The sequence below is a fragment of the Corynebacterium sp. HMSC065H09 genome (genome assembly GCF_001812845.1).
In the GTDB taxonomy this organism is placed as follows: Bacteria; Actinomycetota; Actinomycetes; order Mycobacteriales; family Mycobacteriaceae; genus Corynebacterium; species Corynebacterium jeikeium_D.
In genome coordinates this window covers 48,681-69,846 of sequence record NZ_KV810595.1, presented here as the reverse complement: position 1 = coordinate 69,846, position 21,166 = coordinate 48,681, and the positions used below count along the sequence as shown (strand labels likewise).

At 59.1% G+C, this 21,166-nt stretch carries 19 protein-coding genes and 1 tRNA gene; 10 read left to right on the top strand and 10 right to left on the bottom strand.

The window, feature by feature from the left end; all coding sequences use genetic code 11:
• Nucleotides 1-144: 144 nt before the first annotated feature.
• A tRNA-Thr gene (locus HMPREF2878_RS08635) sits at nucleotides 145-220 on the bottom strand.
• Between the two features lie 359 nt (nucleotides 221-579).
• Between HMPREF2878_RS08635 and HMPREF2878_RS08630 the strand changes: the two genes are divergently transcribed.
• From HMPREF2878_RS08630 to HMPREF2878_RS08620, 3 genes are all read left to right on the top strand, one after another.
• Entirely contained in the window at nucleotides 580-2,208 is a 1,629-nt protein-coding gene (locus HMPREF2878_RS08630; RefSeq protein ID WP_016421439.1) for a threonine/serine exporter ThrE, read from the top strand.
• 277 nt (nucleotides 2,209-2,485) lie between these two features.
• Complete coding sequence (locus HMPREF2878_RS11330; RefSeq protein WP_016421440.1) at nucleotides 2,486-2,863, top strand: hypothetical protein; 378 nt, start codon at nucleotides 2,486-2,488, stop codon at nucleotides 2,861-2,863.
• A 14-nt stretch (nucleotides 2,864-2,877) separates the two neighbouring features.
• The gene (locus HMPREF2878_RS08620; RefSeq protein WP_070653310.1) at nucleotides 2,878-3,354 is read left to right on the top strand and encodes an META domain-containing protein; all 477 of its coding nucleotides are present in this window, start codon (nucleotides 2,878-2,880) and stop codon (nucleotides 3,352-3,354) included.
• Here HMPREF2878_RS08620 and HMPREF2878_RS08615 read toward each other — a convergent pair.
• Both HMPREF2878_RS08615 and HMPREF2878_RS08610 read right to left on the bottom strand, forming a co-directional pair.
• The gene (locus HMPREF2878_RS08615) at nucleotides 3,336-3,959 is read right to left on the bottom strand and encodes a flavin reductase family protein (RefSeq protein WP_049189568.1); all 624 of its coding nucleotides are present in this window, start codon (nucleotides 3,957-3,959) and stop codon (nucleotides 3,336-3,338) included. The two genes, HMPREF2878_RS08620 and HMPREF2878_RS08615, sit on opposite strands and share 19 nt — an antisense overlap.
• 103 nt (nucleotides 3,960-4,062) lie before the next feature.
• A complete protein-coding gene (locus HMPREF2878_RS08610; protein ID WP_070439686.1) occupies nucleotides 4,063-5,169 on the bottom strand; it encodes a LacI family DNA-binding transcriptional regulator in 1,107 nt (368 codons plus the stop codon).
• 318 nt (nucleotides 5,170-5,487) lie between these two features.
• Here HMPREF2878_RS08610 and HMPREF2878_RS08605 point away from each other — a divergent pair, with 318 nt between their 5' ends.
• Genes HMPREF2878_RS08605 through HMPREF2878_RS08595 form a run of 3 tightly spaced genes read left to right on the top strand, consistent with a single transcriptional unit; the run spans nucleotide 5,488 to nucleotide 8,035 of the window.
• Complete coding sequence (locus HMPREF2878_RS08605) at nucleotides 5,488-6,480, top strand: metal ABC transporter solute-binding protein, Zn/Mn family (RefSeq protein ID WP_070653308.1); 993 nt, start codon at nucleotides 5,488-5,490, stop codon at nucleotides 6,478-6,480.
• 2 nt (nucleotides 6,481-6,482) lie between these two features.
• The gene (locus tag HMPREF2878_RS08600; RefSeq protein WP_070546656.1) at nucleotides 6,483-7,163 is read left to right on the top strand and encodes a metal ABC transporter ATP-binding protein; all 681 of its coding nucleotides are present in this window, start codon (nucleotides 6,483-6,485) and stop codon (nucleotides 7,161-7,163) included.
• On the top strand, nucleotides 7,163-8,035 hold the full coding sequence (locus tag HMPREF2878_RS08595; protein ID WP_070653306.1) for a metal ABC transporter permease: 873 nt from the start codon (nucleotides 7,163-7,165) through the stop codon (nucleotides 8,033-8,035). The genes HMPREF2878_RS08600 and HMPREF2878_RS08595 overlap by 1 nt, the downstream gene beginning before the upstream one ends.
• Before the next feature lie 557 nt (nucleotides 8,036-8,592).
• Here the strand turns inward: HMPREF2878_RS08595 and rlmB are convergent.
• The 3 genes from rlmB to HMPREF2878_RS08580 all read right to left on the bottom strand — a co-directional run bounded on the left by rlmB (nucleotide 8,593) and on the right by HMPREF2878_RS08580 (nucleotide 11,691).
• Nucleotides 8,593-9,534: a 23S rRNA (guanosine(2251)-2'-O)-methyltransferase RlmB gene (gene rlmB, locus HMPREF2878_RS08590; RefSeq protein ID WP_049194043.1), complete on the bottom strand. Its 942-nt coding sequence runs from the start codon at nucleotides 9,532-9,534 to the stop codon at nucleotides 8,593-8,595.
• A gap of 38 nt (nucleotides 9,535-9,572) precedes the next feature.
• Nucleotides 9,573-10,976, bottom strand: coding sequence for a cysteine--tRNA ligase (gene cysS / locus HMPREF2878_RS08585; protein ID WP_042388940.1), 1,404 nt, complete (start codon nucleotides 10,974-10,976; stop codon nucleotides 9,573-9,575).
• Nucleotides 10,977-11,115: 139 nt separating this feature from the next.
• On the bottom strand, nucleotides 11,116-11,691 hold the full coding sequence (locus tag HMPREF2878_RS08580) for a CarD family transcriptional regulator (RefSeq protein ID WP_005510159.1): 576 nt from the start codon (nucleotides 11,689-11,691) through the stop codon (nucleotides 11,116-11,118).
• A gap of 154 nt (nucleotides 11,692-11,845) precedes the next feature.
• Here HMPREF2878_RS08580 and HMPREF2878_RS08575 point away from each other — a divergent pair, with 154 nt between their 5' ends.
• The gene (locus HMPREF2878_RS08575) at nucleotides 11,846-12,532 is read left to right on the top strand and encodes a hypothetical protein (protein ID WP_070603942.1); all 687 of its coding nucleotides are present in this window, start codon (nucleotides 11,846-11,848) and stop codon (nucleotides 12,530-12,532) included.
• A gap of 290 nt (nucleotides 12,533-12,822) precedes the next feature.
• Nucleotides 12,823-14,382 carry a DNA repair protein RadA gene (radA, locus tag HMPREF2878_RS08570; RefSeq protein WP_070653304.1) on the top strand — a complete coding sequence of 520 codons (1,560 nt, stop codon included), beginning with the start codon at nucleotides 12,823-12,825 and terminating at the stop codon, nucleotides 14,380-14,382.
• Here the strand turns inward: radA and HMPREF2878_RS08565 are convergent.
• A complete protein-coding gene (locus HMPREF2878_RS08565; protein WP_070653302.1) occupies nucleotides 14,379-15,098 on the bottom strand; it encodes a hypothetical protein in 720 nt (239 codons plus the stop codon). The genes radA and HMPREF2878_RS08565 overlap by 4 nt on opposite strands.
• 4 nt (nucleotides 15,099-15,102) lie before the next feature.
• Entirely contained in the window at nucleotides 15,103-15,735 is a 633-nt protein-coding gene (locus HMPREF2878_RS08560; protein ID WP_070653300.1) for a carbonic anhydrase, read from the bottom strand.
• 29 nt (nucleotides 15,736-15,764) lie between these two features.
• Here HMPREF2878_RS08560 and HMPREF2878_RS08555 point away from each other — a divergent pair, with 29 nt between their 5' ends.
• Nucleotides 15,765-16,697 (top strand): HhH-GPD family protein, encoded by a 933-nt coding sequence (locus HMPREF2878_RS08555; protein ID WP_070653298.1) that lies wholly within the window; start codon nucleotides 15,765-15,767, stop codon nucleotides 16,695-16,697.
• A 137-nt stretch (nucleotides 16,698-16,834) separates the two neighbouring features.
• Complete coding sequence (locus tag HMPREF2878_RS08550; RefSeq protein ID WP_070653297.1) at nucleotides 16,835-18,022, top strand: lipase family protein; 1,188 nt, start codon at nucleotides 16,835-16,837, stop codon at nucleotides 18,020-18,022.
• Between the two features lie 60 nt (nucleotides 18,023-18,082).
• On the opposite strand, the gene HMPREF2878_RS11325 is transcribed toward HMPREF2878_RS08550, so the two are convergent.
• Both HMPREF2878_RS11325 and HMPREF2878_RS08545 read right to left on the bottom strand, forming a co-directional pair.
• Nucleotides 18,083-18,259: a hypothetical protein gene (locus HMPREF2878_RS11325; RefSeq protein WP_162837151.1), complete on the bottom strand. Its 177-nt coding sequence runs from the start codon at nucleotides 18,257-18,259 to the stop codon at nucleotides 18,083-18,085.
• Nucleotides 18,260-20,938 (bottom strand): ATP-dependent Clp protease ATP-binding subunit, encoded by a 2,679-nt coding sequence (locus HMPREF2878_RS08545; protein ID WP_049194048.1) that lies wholly within the window; start codon nucleotides 20,936-20,938, stop codon nucleotides 18,260-18,262.
• Nucleotides 20,939-21,166 lie beyond the last annotated feature (228 nt).

The following is a 21,166-nucleotide window of genomic DNA, read 5'->3' as shown; positions in this document are numbered from 1 at the left end:
CCCGGAAAAGACACACTTTTCTTTACTTAACCCCTCTTGGCGCGGGGGTTTTTGCATTGGAGCGACGAAAAAGGACCCAAAAAGGACGCGAGCACCCTTTAAACCAAAGAACCCCAGGCCGGAAAACTTCCTGACCTGGAGTTTTGGAGCCGGAAACGGGACTCGAACCCGTAACCTACTGATTACAAATCAGTTGCGCTACCAATTGCGCCATCCCGGCAACTTTAAAGCGACCTTTTGGCGTTAGCCGTCGCTGGCTCGAAAGAATCAGAGTCAACCTGAGAATCGAACTCAGCTGTGCCGCTGACAGGCGATTGTACAGGTTGGCAAGCAGAAGTTAAAAACGACACCACAGGAAAACTGCAACCGCACTTCTTGAACACTTTTCCACACGCTAAAAGCCCCGCTCAGATAGGCAAATTCACCGCCTCAAAAACGAATTAAGATTCTCGGTCACTGACGGGGTAGTGTGACTATCGCTAAATCACTGGGGCTATGTTTCTGCAACGTCTCCGCATCGCGTCTTTGCAGCATCACTGCAATGCACCCCAGGCAGTATCGGGGAAAGGAAGTGTCGACATGTCATTCGCTGGTGACAGCAATTCCAACGCCGGAGAAAACTCCGCTGCGAAGAATGATCTCTACGACGCTGAAGCCACTGTCTCTTACGACGACACTCCGCAGACCCAGTTTCCTGCAATCGAAGGTCAGTCCACCTTCAAGCAGCGCGTGATTGATTTCGTTTCCGGCCCAACGGCAACTGTCGACCTAGTGCACTCGACTACTACCCCGCTGCCGCTGGCACCGATCGATTATTCCGACCCGAGTCAGGTCACGGCCGTACTCGATCTCGCTGCTCGCATCGGCGGGCTATTGCTGGCATGTGGCTCGGGCAACCGCGATACCGAGCTACAAATTAAGGCCGTGACCTCAGCCTATGGCCTCACCCAAATCCAAGTCGATATCACGTTGACCTCCGTGACGGTCTACCACCTCATCGGCGCGCGCCGTACCCCTATTACCGCGATGCGCGTTGTCACCGCACCAGTGCCCGACTTCGAGCGCTTGCGTCACACCGACCGTGTCATCCGCCGAATTCGCGCGGGCCACCTGAGCTTGGAGGAGGCTATTGAGGCTATCGACAAGGTCGAGCGTGAGCCCGCAAAATACCGCCTCCGCGTCATCTACACTGGCTGGGCATTGCTGGCTTCATCTGTGACAGTGCTGCTCGGCTCGAGTTTCGAGGTCGCCCTTATCGCGGCTGCGGTCACACTGGCCATCGTCATCGTGATTGGTGAACTCGCTGCCCGCGAGTTGCCCACATTCTTTCAGAATGCAGTCGGCGGTCTCATTGCCACGCTCTCCGCTGCTGTGCTCAATGCGGCGCAGGCGTATCTCCCCTTTGAGATGCAGCCATCCAGGCTGATCGCCTCGGGAATTATCGTGATGCTCGCCGGCCTAACCCTCGTGCAAGCACTGCAAGACGGCATCACCGGCGCACCTGTGACTGGCTCCGCGCGCTTCTTCGACACCATGTTGTTGACCGGCGGAATCGTCGCTGGCATCGCAATGGGCATCGAGTTTTCCGGAATGCTGGGCATTCCGCTTCCCGACGTCATCGCGGGTTCTGACCTCAACCTGGCACAGGCGACAGTGAGGGTGATAGCGGGAACTACCGCCTCAATCGCATTTGCGTTGGCCTCGAATGCTGGGTTCACCGCGTTGTCAGTGTCCGGAACGGTCGCTCTGCTGGGGTCGATGACCTACTACTACGTGTTGACTCCACTGGGAGTTCATCCGGTGACCAGCGCAGGCGCGGCAGCAACGCTGATTGGTCTCATCGGTGGCCTGCTGGCACGACGTTGGTCCATCCCGCCGCTGATTACGGCAGTGGCAGGCGTAACCCCGCTGCTTCCGGGTATGACGATCTACCGCGGTATGCACGCACTGCTGCACGACCACCCGACCAAGGGGTTTACGGCGCTAGCCTCAGCGCTAGGCATTGCGACGGCACTAGCTGCGGGTATTGTCCTCGGTGAATGGATGGCGCGCAGGCTCCGTCGCCCTCGCGCACTGCGCGAAGACAGTGGCCTGACCCGTCCAATCCGGGCCGGTATGCGTCGCATCCGTCCTGTGAATCCGCGGAACAAGCCTCGCCGTCCACGCAACTACCGCTTCAAGGGCGGTATGAACCCGCGTGTGGACTAGCCATTCCGCGGGGCAGCCACTGCTCAATCCGCGGGACAGCCGCTGCGTGGACTAGCCGTATCCATGGGAGCATTATCCACACCGCGCGACCTATCAACAACGTGGTAGAATTAGGTTTTTGAATTGTAAGTAGCGCTTAAAGCCGAAACTGCGTCATCACAATCCCATTCCTTCTCCGCTGAACTCGGTTGAGCTCAGTGACGGGAGCATATGGCTAGATGGCTGGCAGAAGTAGGTGTATTGGGCGCAATTAAGGCCATGCTTGCCAGGAGGATTCGTGCCACCGAAGGTCACAGACACTCGCACTGCTCAGAACGAGGCTCTTCACAAGGTCGAAGAAAAGACCGCTGCTGGCGCACGGCGAATTGTTGCTACCTTCGCCGAGGATTTCTACGATGCCGTCACTCTGATGTGCATGCTCGGAGTGGAGAAGGAAGGCCTGAGCTTCAAGAAGGTTCACGAGGAATACGAGAAGGAAAACGCTCCGAAGACCGCAAAGCGCACACGCAAGTCCACTAAGAAGACTGCGAAGAAGTCGACCAAGAAGGCCGCAAAGAAGACCACTCGTAAGACGGCGAAGAAGGCTGCCAAGAAGGCCGCTAAGAAGACGACGAAGAAGGCTGCTAAGAAGACCACCAAGAAGGCAGCTAACTAACGGGGTCACGCAGCATGGGTCGGAGCGGGAAAAAAGCGGTTGCCGCAGTAGCTGTCGTTGCGGCAGTGTCCATGACGGCTACCGCATGCCAGGCAAAGCCGGCAGCGGAGATCGTCGGCAAGCAATGGCAGATAACCGCGATCTTTGATGACCCAAACCTGCCCCACGGTGTGCCGGACGGAACTCAGGCGCCGACTATTACGTTGGGGCAGACAACATATGCCTTCGCTGATTCCTGTGGCAACGGCTCTGGTTCGCTGCAGTGGAAGGGCGAGGCGGTCGAATTCGGTACCACGGAGCAGACTCGCAGTTTGGACTGCTCAGACCAGGCGCAGACCTATTCGGAGCGCTTCCACAAGATTGTTGCGGGCGAATTCGTCTACACGCAGGACAACAATGGTCTGCGCATGCGAGAGATGAAAGACCCCAAGCCAGGCGAGGATCGCCGTGGCTGGACTGCGACAACCTCGGGTTACACCGAGGGGCGCTGACGCCACTTCTGATCGACAGGCGCATCGGTGCCGGGGTGAGAAACCCGTGCGTAAGAACCGCGGTGGTAAATGAGCGGATTGATTTCTTCACGCTTGCCGATAGCCACAATATCCGCCGTCACAATCCAGTGATCGCCGCCTTCGTAAACATCGACGACGGTGCAATCAATCCACACGGAGCAGCCGTGCAATAAAGGGTTGCCCAGCTCAGAGCGGGTCCACTTCCCCGTCTTGAACTTTTCGCCATTACTGCGGCCGAAGGCTGCCGAGATATCCTCCTGATCCTCGGCCAACACATTGACGGAGAAGCGTCCAGCGTTCCGTATATGCGGCCAAGACCGCGAGGTCTTCATGACAGTAAACAGAACCATCGGTGGAGTGAGACTCAGCGAGGAAAAAGACTGGCAGGCGAAACCGTACGCTTCGCCTTCATCCTCGGTGGCGATAATGGTCACGCCTGTGGTGAACTCACTCATCGCGCCACGGATAGACATTTCATCCAATTCGACGGGGCCGCCAAGTTCGACATGGTCGTCGCGGGTAGCTTCCGGACTATTGAGAGCCGCAGCTGATTGGTCGGTGCTCGAATTTGTTGAATCTGTCATGTAATAGACCTTAATCTGAATCCGAACACAGTAAAGACGAGGTGGGGTTTACCACCCCAAGAGCCCCCGATAGCGCCACGATGTTGTTACCCTCGTCGGCCCGCTACCCGGCTGACGGTGCCGACGGCGCTGCGGTTGTCGATCCAACGACAAACTCAGTCTCCAACAAGACGCGAGGAGCGCGACCGCTGTCCTCGCGTGCGGCCTCAAGCTCCTCGGCCAGCGCGCGGCCGACGGCAATGCCCTTCTGCCTATTCGGCTGAATTACAGTGGTCAGCTTGTGGAAGAGGGCGCGCTCGATTCCGTCAAAGCCTGTGATGGACAGGTCCTCCGGAACACGAATTCCGTTCTCCTTGGCATATTCCAAGACCGCAATTGCCTGAGTATCCGTGGTACAGACCACCGCCGTGAGATCCGGGTTGTCGGTCAGCAGCTGGCGAGCCGCATCGCGGTTATTCTCGCGGTCATTGAGGTGACGCTCGATGATAGGCACATCTGCCTGCTGAATACCGGCCTCGGCAAGCGCTTCCAGCGCACCTTCGACGCGGTTCTTCTGCACCTGGTGATGAGCTTCTGCCAGCCGCTTCTCCGTGACATATCCCGAGTTCGGGGTACGCGACAATCGCACTGACAAGATTCCCACCTTGCGATGTCCCAGTTCAGTCAGGTGTCGCACCGCGGGCTTGATGGCCTCACGGTCATCGATGCCCACAAACGGTAGAGCCACCGCATCTGCAGGCTGGTCGCACACGACCGTCGGCAAGCCACGGGCGCGCACGGCAGCGAGGAACGGGTCGTTGTCCGCGACGGAGTAGACCACGAAACCGTCGACCACCGCTTGCCGAATCAGATTGAGATCTACGTCCCCGCCCTCCTCGGAGGAAGCTGGAATGACCAACATGGAGTCGCCCATTTCGCCGAGCTCCTCTGCGAGGCCGGCGAGAAAATCCACCGACGCAGGGTCTTCAAAAGCGAACGGGAGGTGCTCGGTGAACAGCACGCCGATGGCGCCAACCCGGCGCATGCGCAGACCGCGAGCCATTGGGTCCGGCCCGGGGTAGCCAAGCCGCTCCGCAGTTTCCAAGATGTGCTCCCGCAACTTCTCCGAGAGCTGGTCAGGGCGGTTGTACGCGTTGGACACAGTCGTGCGTGAGACCCCAAGTTCTGCAGCGATGGAAGCCAAGGTGCCACGACGACGCCGACTTTGCACGGAATACCGACCCTTCTTGAAAAACCAACAGCGACTGCCCGCTCAGATATCTTCGTCCAGCTACCTCAGGTAGAAAACCTCGATTTTATGGAAAAGAACTACAACGAGCATCACACGCATCTAATCGCGGACAACTTTACCCAACGAATGTGCGCGACTGTCATTTCTGCCACTCCGGCAGCGATCCGCCTTGTGACTGGGTCTCCGCAGCCCCTACTATATTCTTTGAACTAAAAGACAACTGTTTTCAATAGCGGTTAATGCTCAGAAGCTGAATAGAGGAAATAATTCAGCTCGCAACAGGATTGGATACAAAATATGAAGGCACGCTTTTCCACGCGCATCGCGGCGCTAGTCGCCAGCGCCGGCCTCGTCGCAGGTCTCGGCGCATGCTCCAGCAATGATGACAGCACCACGTCCGCGGGCAAGTCCGAAGACACCATCAAGGTGGTCACCTCCACCAAGGTCTGGGCGGACGTCGCCGACGCAGTCACCGACGACGAGAAGGTCGCCATCGACCCGATTATCGCGTCCAACGACATCGATCCTCACTCCTACGAACCGGCCGCAGCCGACATGGCAAAGGTAGAGGACGCCGATATTCTCGTCGCAGGTGGCGGGCATTACGACGCATGGCTGACCTCCTCTCTGCGTGACGCAAAGGATAAGGTCATCATCTCTGCGCTGCCGCAGGAAGAGGGCCACAACCACGATCTCGATCACGAAGGCCATAACCATGATCACGAGGGCCACGATCACGATCACGAGGGCCATGACCACGACCATGGCGACCACGACGGCCACGAGCACCACCACCACGATGGCGAGGCCAACGAGCACGTCTGGTACAACACCGATGCGGTTGAAGAAACTGCAGAGCAGCTCGCCGAAGCTCTGACCAAGATGGGCGCCAAGGCCGACACCAAGGCTGTCGATAAGGAAATCAAGGGCATCGAAGAGGCCAAGAGCAAGCTCAAGGCCGCTAAGGTTGCTCAGGTTCACCCGCTGGCCGATGACATCCTGAAGGACACGAAGGTTAAGGACATCACCCCGAAGGGCTACCGCCAGTCCACGCTGAATGAGTCCGAGCCGTCGGCAAGCGATGTCAATGAAATGCTCAAGCTGATCGAGTCCGGCGAGCTGGACTACCTCATCGACTCGCCACAGACCCACGACCAGGTCTCGCAGCGACTCGTCGAGGCAGCCAAGGCAAAGGGCGTTAAAATCGTCGATGTTTTTGAGTCGCCGAGCACTGACCAGTCGTTCTTTGACCTCTACAAGCAAACCCTTTCCGATATGGAGTCCGCATAACTTTGCCCTCACTGACTTTTACTGACGCAGCCGTCGAACCGCTGTGGTCCGGTCTGAATTTGGATATCGAGCCCGGCGAGTTCTTGGCCATCCTGGGTCCGAACGGCGTCGGCAAATCCACGCTGCTGACCACCGCCCTTGGCATGCGGCGGCTGACTCACGGTTCAGTAAAAGTCGACGGGAATCTGGGATACATTCCGCAGCAGCGGATGTTCGAGCCCTCGCTGCCCATTCGGGTTCGCGACCTCGTCGAGCTGGCAGCTGGCAAGAACCGCTCCGCCACCGACGAGATGCTGGAGTTTGTCGGCGCAACGGGTATTGCGGACCGTCGTGTCGGCACGCTCTCTGGCGGTCAGCAACAGCTTGTGCGTCAGGCGCAGGCGCTCGTTTCGGCGCCGGATTTTTTGCTTTGCGACGAGCCTCTGCTCTCCCTCGACCCTGCGGCACAACGAACCACGGTCAAGCGCCTGGACCGGCATCGCCGGGAAAATGACACGGCAGTCGTCTTTGTCACCCACGACATCAACCCCATCCTGGGCGTCTGTGACCGGGTGCTCTACCTGACGCCGCATGGACATGCGGTCGGATCGGTCGAGGAAATTATCACCTCAGAGACGCTCTCGGAGCTCTACCAAACCAAAATTGTGGTTGCCCGTGTCGAGGGAAAGTTGGTTATCGCCTAATGACCCTACTGGCTCAGTATTTCTCCGACACCGCCGCCCTACTCCAGGTCGGCTTCGTCCACAATGCCCTCATTGCAGCAGCACTGCTTGGGCTGATTTCCGGCATCATCTCGCCCCTGATTGTCATGCGGCAGATGAGCTTCACGGTCCACGGCACCAGTGAGCTGGCACTCATGGGCGCATCCGCGGCTCTATTACTGGGTGTCAGTGTCAGCAGCGGCGCCATTATCGGCTCGGTGCTCATAGCAATAGTCCTGGCGGCGCTGTCGCTTCGAGGGCGCCAAGATGCGGTTGTGGGCGTGGTTTTGAGCTTCGGCATGGGCTTATCGGTGCTGTTTATCCACCTCTACCCCGGCCGGACAAGTACCGCGTTTTCACTTCTCACCGGCCAAATCATTGGTCTGACTGACACTTCTCTATGGACGATGGCCATCGTCGCGGTCATCGTCGTCGGCGGCGTTGCCTGGAAATGGCGGCCGCTTCTATTCGCCTCCGCCGACCCCATCATGGCCGCCGCCTGTGGTGTCAACGTGAAGGCGCTATCGATTTACTTCGCGATTCTCACCGGTCTCGTCGCCGCCCAGGGCGTACAGATTGTCGGCTCTCTGCTCGTCATCGCCCTCATCATCACCCCTGGTGCTGCGGCCGCATTCGTCACCGCCTCTCCTGTAAAGGCCATCATCCTGTCGACCATCTTCGCCGAGGTCGCGGCCGTCGGCGGCATTGTTCTCTCACTCGCACCGGGCATCCCGGTCAGCGTTCTAGTGACGACAATCGCGTTTGTCATCTACCTGATCTGCTACGCCATCGGAACGGTGCAATCGCGCAAGGCAACGCGTGACGACGTCCAGGCTGCCAAATGGAGCAAATAGACACATACGCTTTTCGGAGTGGCTTTTAAAACAACAAAAACATCGGGCAGCCCCTCGAGTGACGATTGCGGAGAAGGTGCGCACCTTCCCTCTCGCCACCGAGGGGCTGCCCGTATTTTTGCTGGATTCTCTAAAAGCAGACTCCAATACCCCCAGCTCTTTTTAAGACTGCGAGACTGCCGAAATGGGTTGCCCCGGCAGACAGAAAAACTAACGCTGAGGATGTCGTGGTCTGACATCTCAGTGACCCAAAGCTAGCTGTACAAGCCACCGCTAGGTCCGTGCGCTTCCCTAAACTACGGCCAATTACGCCCCTATTTCTAGGAGCATGATTTGCCCGCCCTCCCCTTCGGGAAACTACGGATAATTTTCTGTTGGAAGTGATAATAACGCTGTTATTTCTGCAGCGCACGCCGGAAATAGAATTATCTTTAAAGCGCTGAACTACTGGGGGTAGCCATAAGTACCGGCCGCAATTTAGAACCCAAAATACCCCACGTAAACGCTACTACTATAACGAATTGATAATGGCGCCTCCGGGGGTATCAAATGCGCTACTAACTACTCTTTGCCCGGCGCTGGCGGGCAAACTCACTCAGAGTCACACCGGCAGCAACGGAAGCATTGAGCGACTCCACCCAACCGGTCATCGGAATGGACATGATGGTGTCACAGGTATCGCGCACCAGGCGCGAAAGGCCCTTCCCCTCGGAGCCGACGACCACGACCACCGGGGTGGTGCCGTCGTAAGTGTCCAGAGTGTGGTCGCCACCGGCATCCAGTCCAACGACCTGATAGCCAGCCTTCTGGAACTGCTTGAGCGAGCGCACCATGTTTGTCGCCCGTGCAACTGGCAGACGTGCAGCAGTACCAGCCGAGGTACGCCAGGCCACGCCCGTAATAGCGGCCGAGCGACGCTCCGGAATCACCACACCGTGGCCGCCAAAGGCCGCCACCGAGCGAATGACCGCACCCAGGTTACGAGGGTCGGTGATGTTATCCAGGCAGACGATAAGACCCGGCTCCCCGGTCTTGGCCACCGAATCAATCAGATCTTCGACAGACGAGTACTTGTATGGCGGAATTTGCAGACCGATGCCCTGGTGCATGGTGTTGCCGGTCATGGTGTCCAGCTCGTGGCGGGGCACCTCGCGAATCGGGATACCACGGGAGTTAGCAATACGCACTGACTCCTGCAGGCGCTCGTCATTGTCGGTGCCCAACGCCACAATCAGCGCTGCCGCTGGCACCTTCGCATGCAGGCATTCCACGACCGGGTTACGGCCAACTACCAGCTCGGAGCCATCTCCCTTGCGCTCATGACGCCCAGAGTCACGGCGTCGCTTCTCATTCGCCCGCTTATGAGCTGCGTGATAAACGCGGTCCTCTGCCTTCGGGGTCGGCCCCTTGCCACGCAGGCCCCGCTTCTGGCCGCCGGAGCCGCCGACGTTCTTCTTGCTTGCCTTGCGCACTGCGCCACGACGACCGTTGCCTGCCATAGCTACCTGCTTCCTGTTGTTAATAGTTTTCTTTAGCTTTAGTCAGCGACAGACCATGCCGGACCATCAGCGGTATCAGTTACCTCGATACCCGCTTCCTTCAGACGGTCGCGCACAGCATCAGCCGTAGCCCAGTCCTTCTCTGCACGAGCCCGGGTGCGTTCCTCCAACTGGTGCTCAACCAGCACACCGAGCGCATGCATTGCCGCATCAGAACCGGAATCGGAGGTTGCCCACTGCTCATTCAGCGGATCGAATCCAAGGACTGCGGCCATAGCGCGGACAGCGCCGGCAATCTCCTTGGCCTTGGTCTCGTCGCCGTCGGCAAGCGCCTGATTGCCCCCACGAACAGCGTTGTGGATTTCGGCGAGCGCGCGCGGAACGGCGAGGTCGTCGTCGAGCGCGGCTTCGAACGCTGGCGTCCACTCACCGATTTCGATATCGCCGAGCTTATCGACGGCACGGTGCATAAACGCCTCGATACGACGGTAGCCCGCTGCCGCTTCCTGCAGAGCCTCCTCGGAGTACTCCAGCACGGAGCGGTAGTGCGCACTACCGAGGTAGTAACGCAGCTCAACCGGACGAACCATGGTCAGGATATGCGGCACGGACAACACGTTGCCGAGCGACTTCGACATCTTTTCGCCGGCCATTGTGACCCAGTGGTTATGCATCCAGTAGCGAGCAAAGCCGTCACCGGCTGCGTGCGACTGCGCAATCTCGTTTTCATGATGCGGGAACTGCAGGTCGAGACCGCCACAGTGGATGTCGAACTCCGAGCCCAAGTAGTAGGTGGCCATGGCGGAGCACTCCAGGTGCCAGCCCGGACGACCATTGCCCCACGGCGTCGGCCACGAGGGCTCGCCAGGCTTGGCAGCCTTCCACAGCGCGAAATCGTGCGCACCGCGCTTGCCCGGAGTGTTGGTCTCGCCCTGCTCCATCTCGTCGACGCGGTTGCCGGACAGGCTGCCGTAGTCGCTGCCTTCAGCCTTGGACCAGGCATCCACGTCGAAATAGACGCTGCCATCGACAGCGTAGGCGAAGCCGTTATCCATCAGACGCTGCATATACTCCACCATCTGAGTGACATGTCCGGTAGCGCGCGGCTCAACGCTCGGCGGGAGAACACCGAGCTGGTTGTAAGCCCAGGTAAATTCGCGCTCAAAGCGGGAGACCCATTCCCACCAAGGGCGGCCGTGCTCGGCGGCCTTGTTCAAGATCTTGTCATCGATATCGGTGACGTTGCGCACAAAGGCGACGTCATACCCCTTGGCGATCAGCCAACGGCGCAAGATATCAAAGGCCACGCCGGAGCGAACATGGCCAATGTGCGGCTGAGCCTGCGGGGTCGCACCGCACAGGTAAATGGAGGCATGCCCCTCGCGGAGAGGCTCAAAATCCTTCAGTTGGCGGGTTGCGGTATCGAAGATTTGAAAAGTCACAGCCCCGAGCATAGCGGGGAAATAGATACGGGTGAAAAAGAGAAAACGGCTAGCGCACACGGGCAATGTGTGTGCGCTAGCCGTTAACCGGAAAAGTGCAGAAAATCCCTACTGGAAGGAACCGGGGAAGGGAAACGACTTATGCGTCTGCGTCCAGGTCCACCGGCTTATCGTCGGCCTCGTCCTTCTTCTCACCGGCGGCACCTTCCTGCGCCAGCGCGCGGTGACGCTCGATAGTGGCATCGACGCGGGCAAAAACTTCCTCGACCTTGGCCTCATCAACGCCGTCGGCAAGCGCGAGCTCACCGACGAGAACCTGGCGAGCCTTGCTCAACATACGCTTTTCGCCGGCGGACAGACCGCGATCCTGATCACGGCGCCACAGGTCACGAACTACCTCAGCGACCTTGTTAATGTCGCCCGAACCCAGGCGCTCCTGGTTGGCCTTGTAGCGACGGGACCAGTTGCCGGCCTCTTCCACGTCAGTCTCACGCAGAACGGAGAAGACCTTCAGCAGCCCCTCTTCACCGACAACGTCGCGGACACCGACCAGCTCGGCATTCTTGGCGGGCACCTGGATATTCAGATCACTCTGCAGAATCTGCAGTACGAGGTACTGAACGGTCTCACCGTTAAGCTCTCGTTCAATGATGTTTTCGATTTTCGCAGCTCCGTGGTGCGGATAAACTACGGTATCGCCAATGCTGAATTCCATGTAATGCACACGCCCTTTCCAACGGCCTTCCACCCTATCATGTCCCCCCATGATTTTACGGGTAGTATGCGAACATCTTAGGAAGACACTAAGGTGTTCTTTAAATACTGAAAATCCTATCGCCCATCCTCAAGCTACTGGAGGAAATCTAGTCATGGCCTTCAAGTCCGTACTTCGCCGCAGCGCCCTCATCACCGTCTCCGCAGCATCCGCAGTTGCACTTGCTGCTTGTGGCGCCGGTCAGATTTCGCAGACCGCAAATCAGCACCCGGCTGTAGACGGTGCGATGAACGGCGGCGAAGATGCTGCCGGCAAGGGTGCTGAGAACACCAACTCGGCTCTTGGCTTCGTCAACATCCGCGACGCTCACATCCTGGTTGACCCGGAGGCTGGTACCGCTGGTCTGAAGTTCTCCGCCAGCAACCAGCAGCGCGCTACCGAGTCGGTCTACACGCTGAAGTCCGTCACCGTTGAAGGTATCGGCGAGGTTGAGCTGAAGAAGGTCGCTGAGACACCTTCCTTCGCTAAGGCTGCCAAGGGCGAGGACTCCCTGCCGCGTGAGTGCCAGATTGTTGCCGGCCCGAAGTCCGTCATCGATCCGCTGGCTAAGACCGCCAAGGACAACACCGGCTGCATCGCGTACTACACCAACGAGCTGGACCCGAGCACCCTGGTTGGAGACAAGAGCAGCGCTGCTGGCCAGAACCGCGAGGCCACCTTCGAGTTCACCGACCCGCAGGGCCAGACCAACACCTACGACCTGGACATCACCATCTCCGCTGACATTCTGGAAGCTGGCGCACCGAACCGCGGTGCTGACGGCATGATTGAATCCAAGTAATCGCAGCACAGTGGTGTTCCTGCGCTGTTCGCGCGCAGCGCACTTTTAGGCGCTGGTACAGCGCAGTCCTGTCCCGCAAACAACGCGAGGCGCTTCATCGAGCGGGCATGGGCGATTGGTCGCTTGATACGGGTCACGGCAGTACAGTCATCCTTGACACAAGTCATTGACACTGCCCTGGCCCGCTCTCGCGTATCTGGGGTAAATTTTCTCGCGACATTCACCGCAGACCGCACAACACACGTTGTCGGGTCTGTCGCCCCCTCGTTTGAAGCAAAGGCGGTTGCACCGTGGCCAAGACCAAAGACGAAGCCTACGAATGCTCGGCATGCGGTTGGCAGGTGTCGAAATGGGTTGGTCAATGTCCCAACTGCAAAGAGTGGGGCACACTGGAGAAGGTCACTATCCGCTCCAGCAGGGGGAAGTCCGGCTCCACCCTTGAGGACAAAATCGCCGCCCGGGCAGCCAAGCAACGTCGCCGGAGTGCTGCCGCAACGGAGCCCGGCACGCGAGGTGGCCGTCGTAAAGCATCTTCCACTTCCGTCGCGGCTGAGAGCCAGCGTTTAGCACAGCGCGCGCTTGACGACGAGGCGGAGGAACGTTTCCTCGCCGAGACATCCGCAACAGATCGAATCCCCACTTCTTCTTCTGAGCTGACAGCCATTACCGGAATTTCCGCCAAGGCTGCGCACGCGGTGCGCACGGGCATCGGTGAGCTGGATCGAGTGCTCGGTTCCGGTATTGTGCCGGGTTCGTTGGTACTCTTGGCCGGCGAGCCGGGGGTTGGTAAGTCGACGTTGCTGCTGGAAGTGGCCTACCGCTGCGCGGACGGCGATTTGGGGCCGACGCTTTACGTCACAGGTGAGGAGTCGGTCGGTCAGGTGCGGCTGCGTGCCGAGCGCACTGGCGCGCTGTCGGACTCGCTGTACCTGTCGGCGGTGTCGAATATCGAGGACGTCATCGATCTGACGCTAGAGCTCTCCCCCGGTCTGCTCATTGTGGACTCCGTGCAGACGATGCGTGCCGACGTCGAAGGTGCTCGCGGTGGCGTTGCTCAGGCTCGCGCCGTAACCTCCGCCCTGGCGGCGTTGGCGAAGGAGACCGGGACTGCGATTTTCTTGGTAGGGCACGTGACCAAGGACGGCAATGTGGCCGGCCCGCGCACGATGGAACACCTGGTTGATGTGGTGCTCAACTTCGAAGGCGATAGACACTCGGGGCTACGCTTCTTGCGGGGTCTGAAAAACCGCTTCGGCAGCACCGATGAGGTGGGCTGCTTCGAGCAGACCGCGGGCGGTATTGCGGAAGTCGAGGATCCCTCAGGGCTGTTTTTGCATCACCGAACGCCGACCTCGGGAACTGCAATTACCGTGGCCATGGATGGCCGCAGACCGCTGCTGGCGGAGGTGCAGGGCCTGGTAATCAACACTGAGGCACATAATCCACGACGCAATGTCTCTGGTCTCGACCCGAGGCGCGTGCCGATGGTCGCGGCCGTGCTGACTGAACACGGCAACTTCAAGCAGTTGGCCCGCATGGAGATGTACGTGTCCACCGTCGGCGGAATGACGCTGTCGGAGCCTGCCGCGGACCTAGCGATTGCGCTGGCACTGGCCTCATCCATGACTAAGCGGACCTTCCAGGACAAAACCATTGCACTCGGCGAACTGGGGTTGGCCGGCGAAGTGCGGCGAGTGACCGATTTGGAGTGGCGCCTTAAAGAAGCTCATCGAATGGGCTTCGACACGGCAATTGTGCCCAGAGGCGCAAAAGGCCCGGCAGGGATGCGGCTGCTGGAAGCAGGCACCGTTGCCGAGGCCATTGAGCTTGGGTTAGGAGCTAAGCGCTAGCGCATGTTGAACGTGTAGGCGTCAGAGTTGTTGTCACCAATCACGCCGTAGAAGATGTACGACCCGGAGGGAACTGGGACCCGGTCTTCTTCGGAGCACTTGTTCGGCGCCGAGGTCAGACGCGACCAGGTGGCGGCATAGTTGACTTCCTCGCCCGGTGCCAATACCAGTTCACCGTGGCCTTCGGATTCATTACAGTCCACATCCGACCAGACTCGCTCATACGTTGCCAGGTCGTACACCTCGAAGCGCAACTGCTGCTCATCGAGGTTCACGCGGCATTCACCGCCGGTGGGGTTGTGGACGGTGATCGCCAGAGTCGGCTGCTCATCGCCGTAGTTCGGCTGATCCGAGGTGGCTGTCACCTGCAGATCTGCAAGGGTACAGTCCTTTTTGCTCGCAAGCGCCGCCTGAGCGTCATCCTTCGCGGAGTCTTCGCCTTCCTTGTCGCCCTTCTTGGTGTCCTTGTCAGACTTGTCAGCCTTGTCGTTCTTCGAGTCCTTGTCAGACTTAGGCGCGTAAGGTTCCTTGGGCTGTTCCGGAGGGGTCACCTCTTTCCCGTCATCCCTGGTGACATTCACCGGTTCAGAATCCTCGCTGTCCCGGTTTACCAGTGCGGAAATACCCCAGCCCAGGAGAACGAGGATGATAACGAGCAACACCGCCGCAGCGATACGCCGACGCCGGTAGATTTCTGGAGGCAGCTTATTGGTCACACATTTAGGTTAGCGGGTTCTCACTGACTCCATGGGTAACGACGGTCTCAGCGCGTCCGTCCTCCAAGCGGTACCGCATACCGACAACGCCTACCTCGCCGGTCTCCAGTCGCGACGAAATCTCCGGGGAGCGATCAATAATGTGATTAACAATCTCGCGCACGTGGCGACGCTCAAATTCGTCGATTTCAGTCTCGCCATCCTTGCGAGCCGCAAGCAACGACGGGGTGACCTTTTCAATCAGCACACGCTGGAAACCACCCGGCAGGTCGCCACCGTCCAGTGCATTCTTCGCCGCAGCCACAGCGCCGCAGGACTCGTGACCGAGAACAATCACCAGCGAAACTCCAAGACCATCAACTGCGAACTCCAGCGAAGCCAGCACCGACAGGTCAGTAATCTCACCGGCGGTACGGATCACAAATACATCGCCCAACCCCTGATCGAAAATGATCTCCACCGGTGCGCGGGAATCCGAGCAAGCCAACACAACGGCTTTGGGCTTCTGCCCCTGAGTCAACTGCTTACGACGAACCAAGTCCTGTCGAGGATGCGCAGTCTTGCTCTCACAGAAGCGGAGGTTTCCGCGCACCATCGATTGCCATACACTTTCAGGAGTCCTCTCAGAATTGCTCATAGCTATATTGTGCAACGACTCCGCTGTTTATGGGAAAGCGAGAATGTAGATTGACCTCTGCAATTAACCAATCCGACGACTTCGGCGAACACGTCGATGCCGCCTTACGTGATTGGTATCGCGCCAATATGCGGCCACTTCCCTGGCGTGAAGAAGGCACTTCACCATGGGCTGTGCTCGTCAGCGAAGTGATGAGTCAACAGACTCCCGTCGCCCGGGTAATCCCCTCGTGGCGCGCCTGGCTGGAAAAATGGCCCACCCCAGCCGATTTGGCAGTCGCACCCAAGGATGAAGTCCTGCGTATGTGGGGAAAACTCGGCTATCCCCGACGTGCACTCCGGCTGCGTGAATGCGCAGAAAAGATCGTCGAAAGGCACGACGGCGAAGTGCCGAGTGACGTGGACACGCTGTTAGCCCTTCCGGGGGTAGGAGACTACACCGCTCGGGCGGTAGCGGCGTTTGCTTTTGGCGCGCGCACGCCGGTGGTGGACATCAACGTGCGCCGCGTACTCCGGCGACACCGCCAGGGCACGTACCTTCCCGGCATCGCCAAACGCGCCGACATGGCGCTCGTCGAAGAGTTGCTACCGCTCGACCCCACGACTGCAGCCGAGACTTCCGTCGCGCTCATGGAACTCGGCGCTACCGTCTGCCGAACGACACCCGAGTGCGAGGCCTGCCCCATCGCCACCAGTTGCGCCTGGATCGCCGCCGGTCGCCCCGAACCCGAAGACCACGAAATCGCCGCTGCTAAACGGCGTGTGCAGAAGTTCGAAGGCACCGACCGCCAAGTCCGGGGCTTGCTTCTCGACGTGCTCCGCGCCGCCGACTCCCCCGTCGAACAGGCCGCTCTCGATGCGGTCTGGGATGATGCACATCAGCGTTCCCGCGCACTGTTTTCCCTGCTTGACGACGGACTTGCAGAGCAAACTCCCGATGGCCGCTTCCAGTTGCCCCGTTAAAGCCGAGGCAATGCTCCGGTAAAGACCAGATTCGAACAAGTGCGTTGCCTAGAATTAGGAGCATGAATGCCTCGCTCCATCGATCTCAGCGCCAACGCTGTCTCTTTGGGGCTAGTAAGCGCAGAATTGCGCTGAGCATGGTGCTCGGAATTTCTCTGATTGGCGCTAGCGCGGGTGTGCTCAGTGGTTGCTCAGCGGTCGATGGGCTAGGTTCGATTGACTTCGGCTCCTCAGATTCTGACTCTTCTACGGTGAAGCGATTGCCTCCGGGGCAGGTAATTACGCAGACGCCATTCCCGGTCAATGCGCCCGCACGCGCACAGCGGGTCGTGTTTTCCTCCACAGGTGCACGCGACCACCGCCAAACAGCGGTATCTGGTACCGTACTGCAGCCCTATGCCCGCTGGTCGGAGAAGTCCCCACGGCCGCTGGCGGTGATTGCGCCGGGGACTCTCGGGATGGGCGATAACTGCGCCAGTTCGGTTGCGCTGCGCTACGAAGCACCTCCGACGCCTCCGGCACCTCAGCTGCTGGCACAGGGATGGAATGTTGCCATCGTGGATTACCAGGGGCTCGGCACGCCTGGGGTACATCCGTATCTCAACCGTGAGGTTGCCGGGAATAACACGCTCGATATGGCACGAGCGACTATTGAAGCTTTACAACTACCTGCAGATACTCCCATTGCGCTGTTCGGCTACTCACAGGGCGGAGGCGCCACCGCTGCAGCGGCCGAGCTAGCCGATGAGTATGCCTCGGAGCTGAACATCCGCGCTGTTTACGCCGGGGCTATTCCGGCCGATCTCACCGACACTGCACTGCATATTCGCGGCTCGGCGCTGGCGGGGCTCGTCGGTTACTTCATGAACGGCTTGATTGCAGAGTACCCAGAGGCAAAAGAACCAATCGAGCGCATGCTGAGCCCGCTGGGGCAGGATTTCCTGAAGCTCACGGCCGATGAATGCATTGGCGCCACTGTCGAACGTTGGCCTCGCAATGACACCAAGGCATTTACGGCCAACGACTTGGGGATAGCGGAGAATCTGCGCTCGCCGGAGCTCTCCCCCGTCGTTCGGCGCCACGTGGAAGAACAAGCTCTGGGGACAAAGACTCCCAGTATGCCCGTATTCGTTACCCATAACGCGTTGGATGATGTGTTACCCGTGACGTCGGCACGCAAACTTGTGCAGAAATGGCAAAAGGCCGGCGCCGACATCACCTACGTGGAGGTCGACACTGACCTCGGTGATGGGACGCACGGCCTTGCCTACGTGCTCACCCACGACGAGATGCTTGCGTGGGTGAATCAGAAAATGGGGTACTAGTGTGCTAGCGCACTAGCTGTACTGACGGTGAAATGCTCACCGACAGCCATCAGCCACTAACTACTTCTTCTTCCAACGACCGCGGAAGGTCAGGCCCTTGCCCAGTCGGACGGTGTAACCGCCGCGGCTGTTAATGGTCACCGGACCGATACGCTTAGAACCAGAGACTCCCGAACCCGAGTAGTTCAGCCACGTGTCCTTGTCCAGGTTCTGCTTCTTGCGAAATTGGAGCCCCATTTAGTTCTCTCCCTCGGAGTTATCGGATTCGACCTCGGCAGCGGCCTGGTCGGCAGCACCTTCGATGTCGTCGGCTTCAACACTCAGGGTGCCATCAGCGCTGCCGAGAACGTCCTTGTCTTCCTCAGACTCCCCCAGAGCACCGCCGTCGGCATCAACGTTCCCGGCCTTGCCCTTGTTGGTGAAGGTGAACTTCGCCTTGTCGACGTCCTTGGACTCGCCATCCCAGCCTTCGACATCGATGAAGACGGTCTCGCCGAGACCGACCTCACCGTAGAGAATCTTCTCGGAGAGCTGATCCTCAATCTCGCGCTGGATCGTGCGACGCAGCGGACGGGCACCGAGCACTGGATCAAAGCCACGCTTGGCCAGCAGGTTCTTGGCGCGGTCGGAAATCTCCATGGTGATGCGCTTCTCGTCGAGCTGGTCGCTGACGCGGGCCAGCATAAGGTCGACCATCTGGACAATCTCAGCCTGGCTCAGCTGCTTGAAGACCACAATCTCGTCGATACGGTTCAGGAACTCCGGACGGAAGTGCTTCTTCAGCTCGTCGTGGACCTTGTCCTTCATCCGCTCGTACTTGCCATCTTCATCGGCCTCGCCGACCCCCGAGAAGCCCATACCAACAGCCTTGGAAATGTCGCTGGTACCCAGGTTCGAGGTGAAGATCAGAACCGTGTTCTTGAAGTCCACCACTCGACCCTGCGAGTCAGTCAGACGACCGTCTTCCAGGACCTGCAGCAAGGTGTTGTAAATCTCCTTGTGGGCCTTCTCAATCTCGTCGAAAAGCACGACGGAGAACGGCTTGCGGCGCACCTTCTCGGTGAGCTGGCCGCCCTCTTCGTAGCCGACATATCCGGGAGGAGCACCGAAGAGGCGCGAAGCGGTGAAGCGGTCGTGGAACTCACCCATATCAATCTGAATGAGTGCGTCTTCCTCACCAAAGAGGAACTCGGCCAGGGCCTTCGACAGCTCGGTCTTACCAACACCAGACGGGCCGGCGAAGATAAACGAACCGGACGGACGCTTCGGGTCCTTCAGACCAGCGCGGGTACGACGAATAGCGCGGGAGACAGCACTGACGGCCTCTTCCTGACCGATAATGCGCTTGTGCAGCTCATCCTCCATGCGCAGCAGACGCGAGGACTCTTCCTCGGTGAGCTTGAACACCGGAATGCCAGTCCAGGAAGCCAGGACCTCCGCAATCTGCTCCTCACCAATCTCAGCGATGGTGTCGGACTCGCCCGCACGCCACTTCTTCTCGCGCTCGCGGCGCTCTTCGCCCAGCTTGCGCTCCTTGTCGCGCAGACCAGCTGCCTTCTCAAAGTCCTGCTCGTCGATGGCGGCTTCCTTCTGGCGGCGCACATCGGCGATCTTGGAGTCAATCTCCTGCAGGTCAGCCGGGGCAGTCATGCGCTTGATGCGCATGCGAGCACCGGCCTCATCGATCAGGTCAACGGCCTTATCCGGCAGGAAGCGGTCGTTGATGTAGCGGTCGGAGAGCGTAGCTGCGGCAACCAGAGCCTTGTCCGAGATGGATACGCGGTGGTGAGCCTCGTACTTATCGCGGACACCGCGCAGAATCTCGATAGTGAGATCCACACTCGGCTCCGGCACGTTCACCGGCTGGAAACGACGCTCAAGAGCGGCGTCCTTCTCAATGTGCTTACGGTACTCATCCAAAGTGGTAGCACCGATGGTCTGCAGCTCACCGCGAGCCAGCTTCGGCTTCAGAATCGAGGCTGCATCAATTGCGCCCTCGGCGGCACCGGCACCAACCAGCGTGTGAATCTCGTCAATAAACAGGATGATGTCACCGCGCTGGTTAATCTCCTTGAGCACCTTCTTCAGACGCTCCTCGAAGTCACCGCGGTAACGGGAACCCGCAACCAGCGAGCCCAGGTCGAGAGAGTAAAGCTGCTTATCCTTCAGCGTCTCCGGCACACGACCGTTGACAATGTCCAGTGCAAGCCCCTCCACGACGGCGGTCTTACCAACACCAGGCTCACCAATCAGCACAGGGTTGTTCTTGGTGCGACGAGAAAGAACCTGCATAATGCGCTCGATTTCTTTCTCGCGGCCAATAACCGGATCCAGCTTGCCCTCACGTGCAGCAACGGTCAGGTTACGACCGAACTGATCAAGCACCAGCGAACCCGACTGGTGGTTACCCTCCTGCACACGAGCGCCGGAAGTAGCACCGACCGGACGCTGCTCCGGAGAACCATCGGACTCATCGCCCTGGAAACCGCTGAGCAGCTGAATAACCTGCTGACGTACGCGCGGCAGGTCAGCGCCGAGCTTAACCAGGACCTGAGCAGCAACACCTTCGCCCTCACGAATCAGGCCGAGCAGCAGGTGCTCAGTACCGATGTACTTGTGACCCAGCTGCAGAGCCTCGCGCAGAGAGTACTCCAGCACCTTCTTTGCACGCGGGGTAAACGGCACGTGACCGCTCGGCGGCTGGGAGCCACGACCAATAATGTCGACTACCTCAGAGCGCACAGCATCCAGGGAAATACCCATGGACTCCAGCGCCTTGGCAGCTACACCGTCGCCTTCACTAATCAGGCCGAGCAGGATGTGCTCCGTGCCGATGTAATTGTGATTGAGCTCGCGTGCCTCATCCTGTGCCAGGACGACAACGCGACGTGCTCGGTCCGTAAACCTCTCGAACATCACTGCCCTTTCAAGTGTCTATTTTTGCCGTAATTCAATAAAGGTTGTTTCACCTAGCTTAAACGCGACGCGACACAGATTAATCCCTATAGCCGTACGCCAGTAGCGAACAGCCTGGTCGAGAGAGGTATCACTGCTCGTACGGCAGCAAAAGCTCCCGGCGGCAATGCCACCGGGAGGAAACGAATGTTGGAATGAATTACTCCTGCGCGTTAAGCCAAACGCCAG

Bases quoted from the DNA above. Each gene is read 5' to 3' on its own strand.
- HMPREF2878_RS08555 (WP_070653298.1), top strand. From the start codon at position 15,765: ATGGGAAAGCGAGAATGTAGATTGACCTCTGCAATTAACCAATCCGAC.
- HMPREF2878_RS08575 (WP_070603942.1), top strand. From the start codon at position 11,846: ATGGCCTTCAAGTCCGTACTTCGCCGCAGCGCCCTCATCACCGTCTCC.
- HMPREF2878_RS08595 (WP_070653306.1), top strand. From the start codon at position 7,163: ATGACCCTACTGGCTCAGTATTTCTCCGACACCGCCGCCCTACTCCAG.
- HMPREF2878_RS08550 (WP_070653297.1), top strand. From the start codon at position 16,835: ATGGTGCTCGGAATTTCTCTGATTGGCGCTAGCGCGGGTGTGCTCAGT.
- HMPREF2878_RS08605 (WP_070653308.1), top strand. From the start codon at position 5,488: ATGAAGGCACGCTTTTCCACGCGCATCGCGGCGCTAGTCGCCAGCGCC.
- rlmB (WP_049194043.1), bottom strand. From the start codon at position 9,534: ATGGCAGGCAACGGTCGTCGTGGCGCAGTGCGCAAGGCAAGCAAGAAG.
- HMPREF2878_RS08545 (WP_049194048.1), bottom strand. From the start codon at position 20,938: ATGTTCGAGAGGTTTACGGACCGAGCACGTCGCGTTGTCGTCCTGGCA.
- HMPREF2878_RS08615 (WP_049189568.1), bottom strand. From the start codon at position 3,959: ATGACAGATTCAACAAATTCGAGCACCGACCAATCAGCTGCGGCTCTC.
- HMPREF2878_RS08630 (WP_016421439.1), top strand. From the start codon at position 580: ATGTCATTCGCTGGTGACAGCAATTCCAACGCCGGAGAAAACTCCGCT.
- HMPREF2878_RS08620 (WP_070653310.1), top strand. From the start codon at position 2,878: ATGGGTCGGAGCGGGAAAAAAGCGGTTGCCGCAGTAGCTGTCGTTGCG.
- HMPREF2878_RS08560 (WP_070653300.1), bottom strand. From the start codon at position 15,735: ATGAGCAATTCTGAGAGGACTCCTGAAAGTGTATGGCAATCGATGGTG.
- HMPREF2878_RS11325 (WP_162837151.1), bottom strand. From the start codon at position 18,259: ATGGGGCTCCAATTTCGCAAGAAGCAGAACCTGGACAAGGACACGTGG.
- HMPREF2878_RS08580 (WP_005510159.1), bottom strand. From the start codon at position 11,691: ATGGAATTCAGCATTGGCGATACCGTAGTTTATCCGCACCACGGAGCT.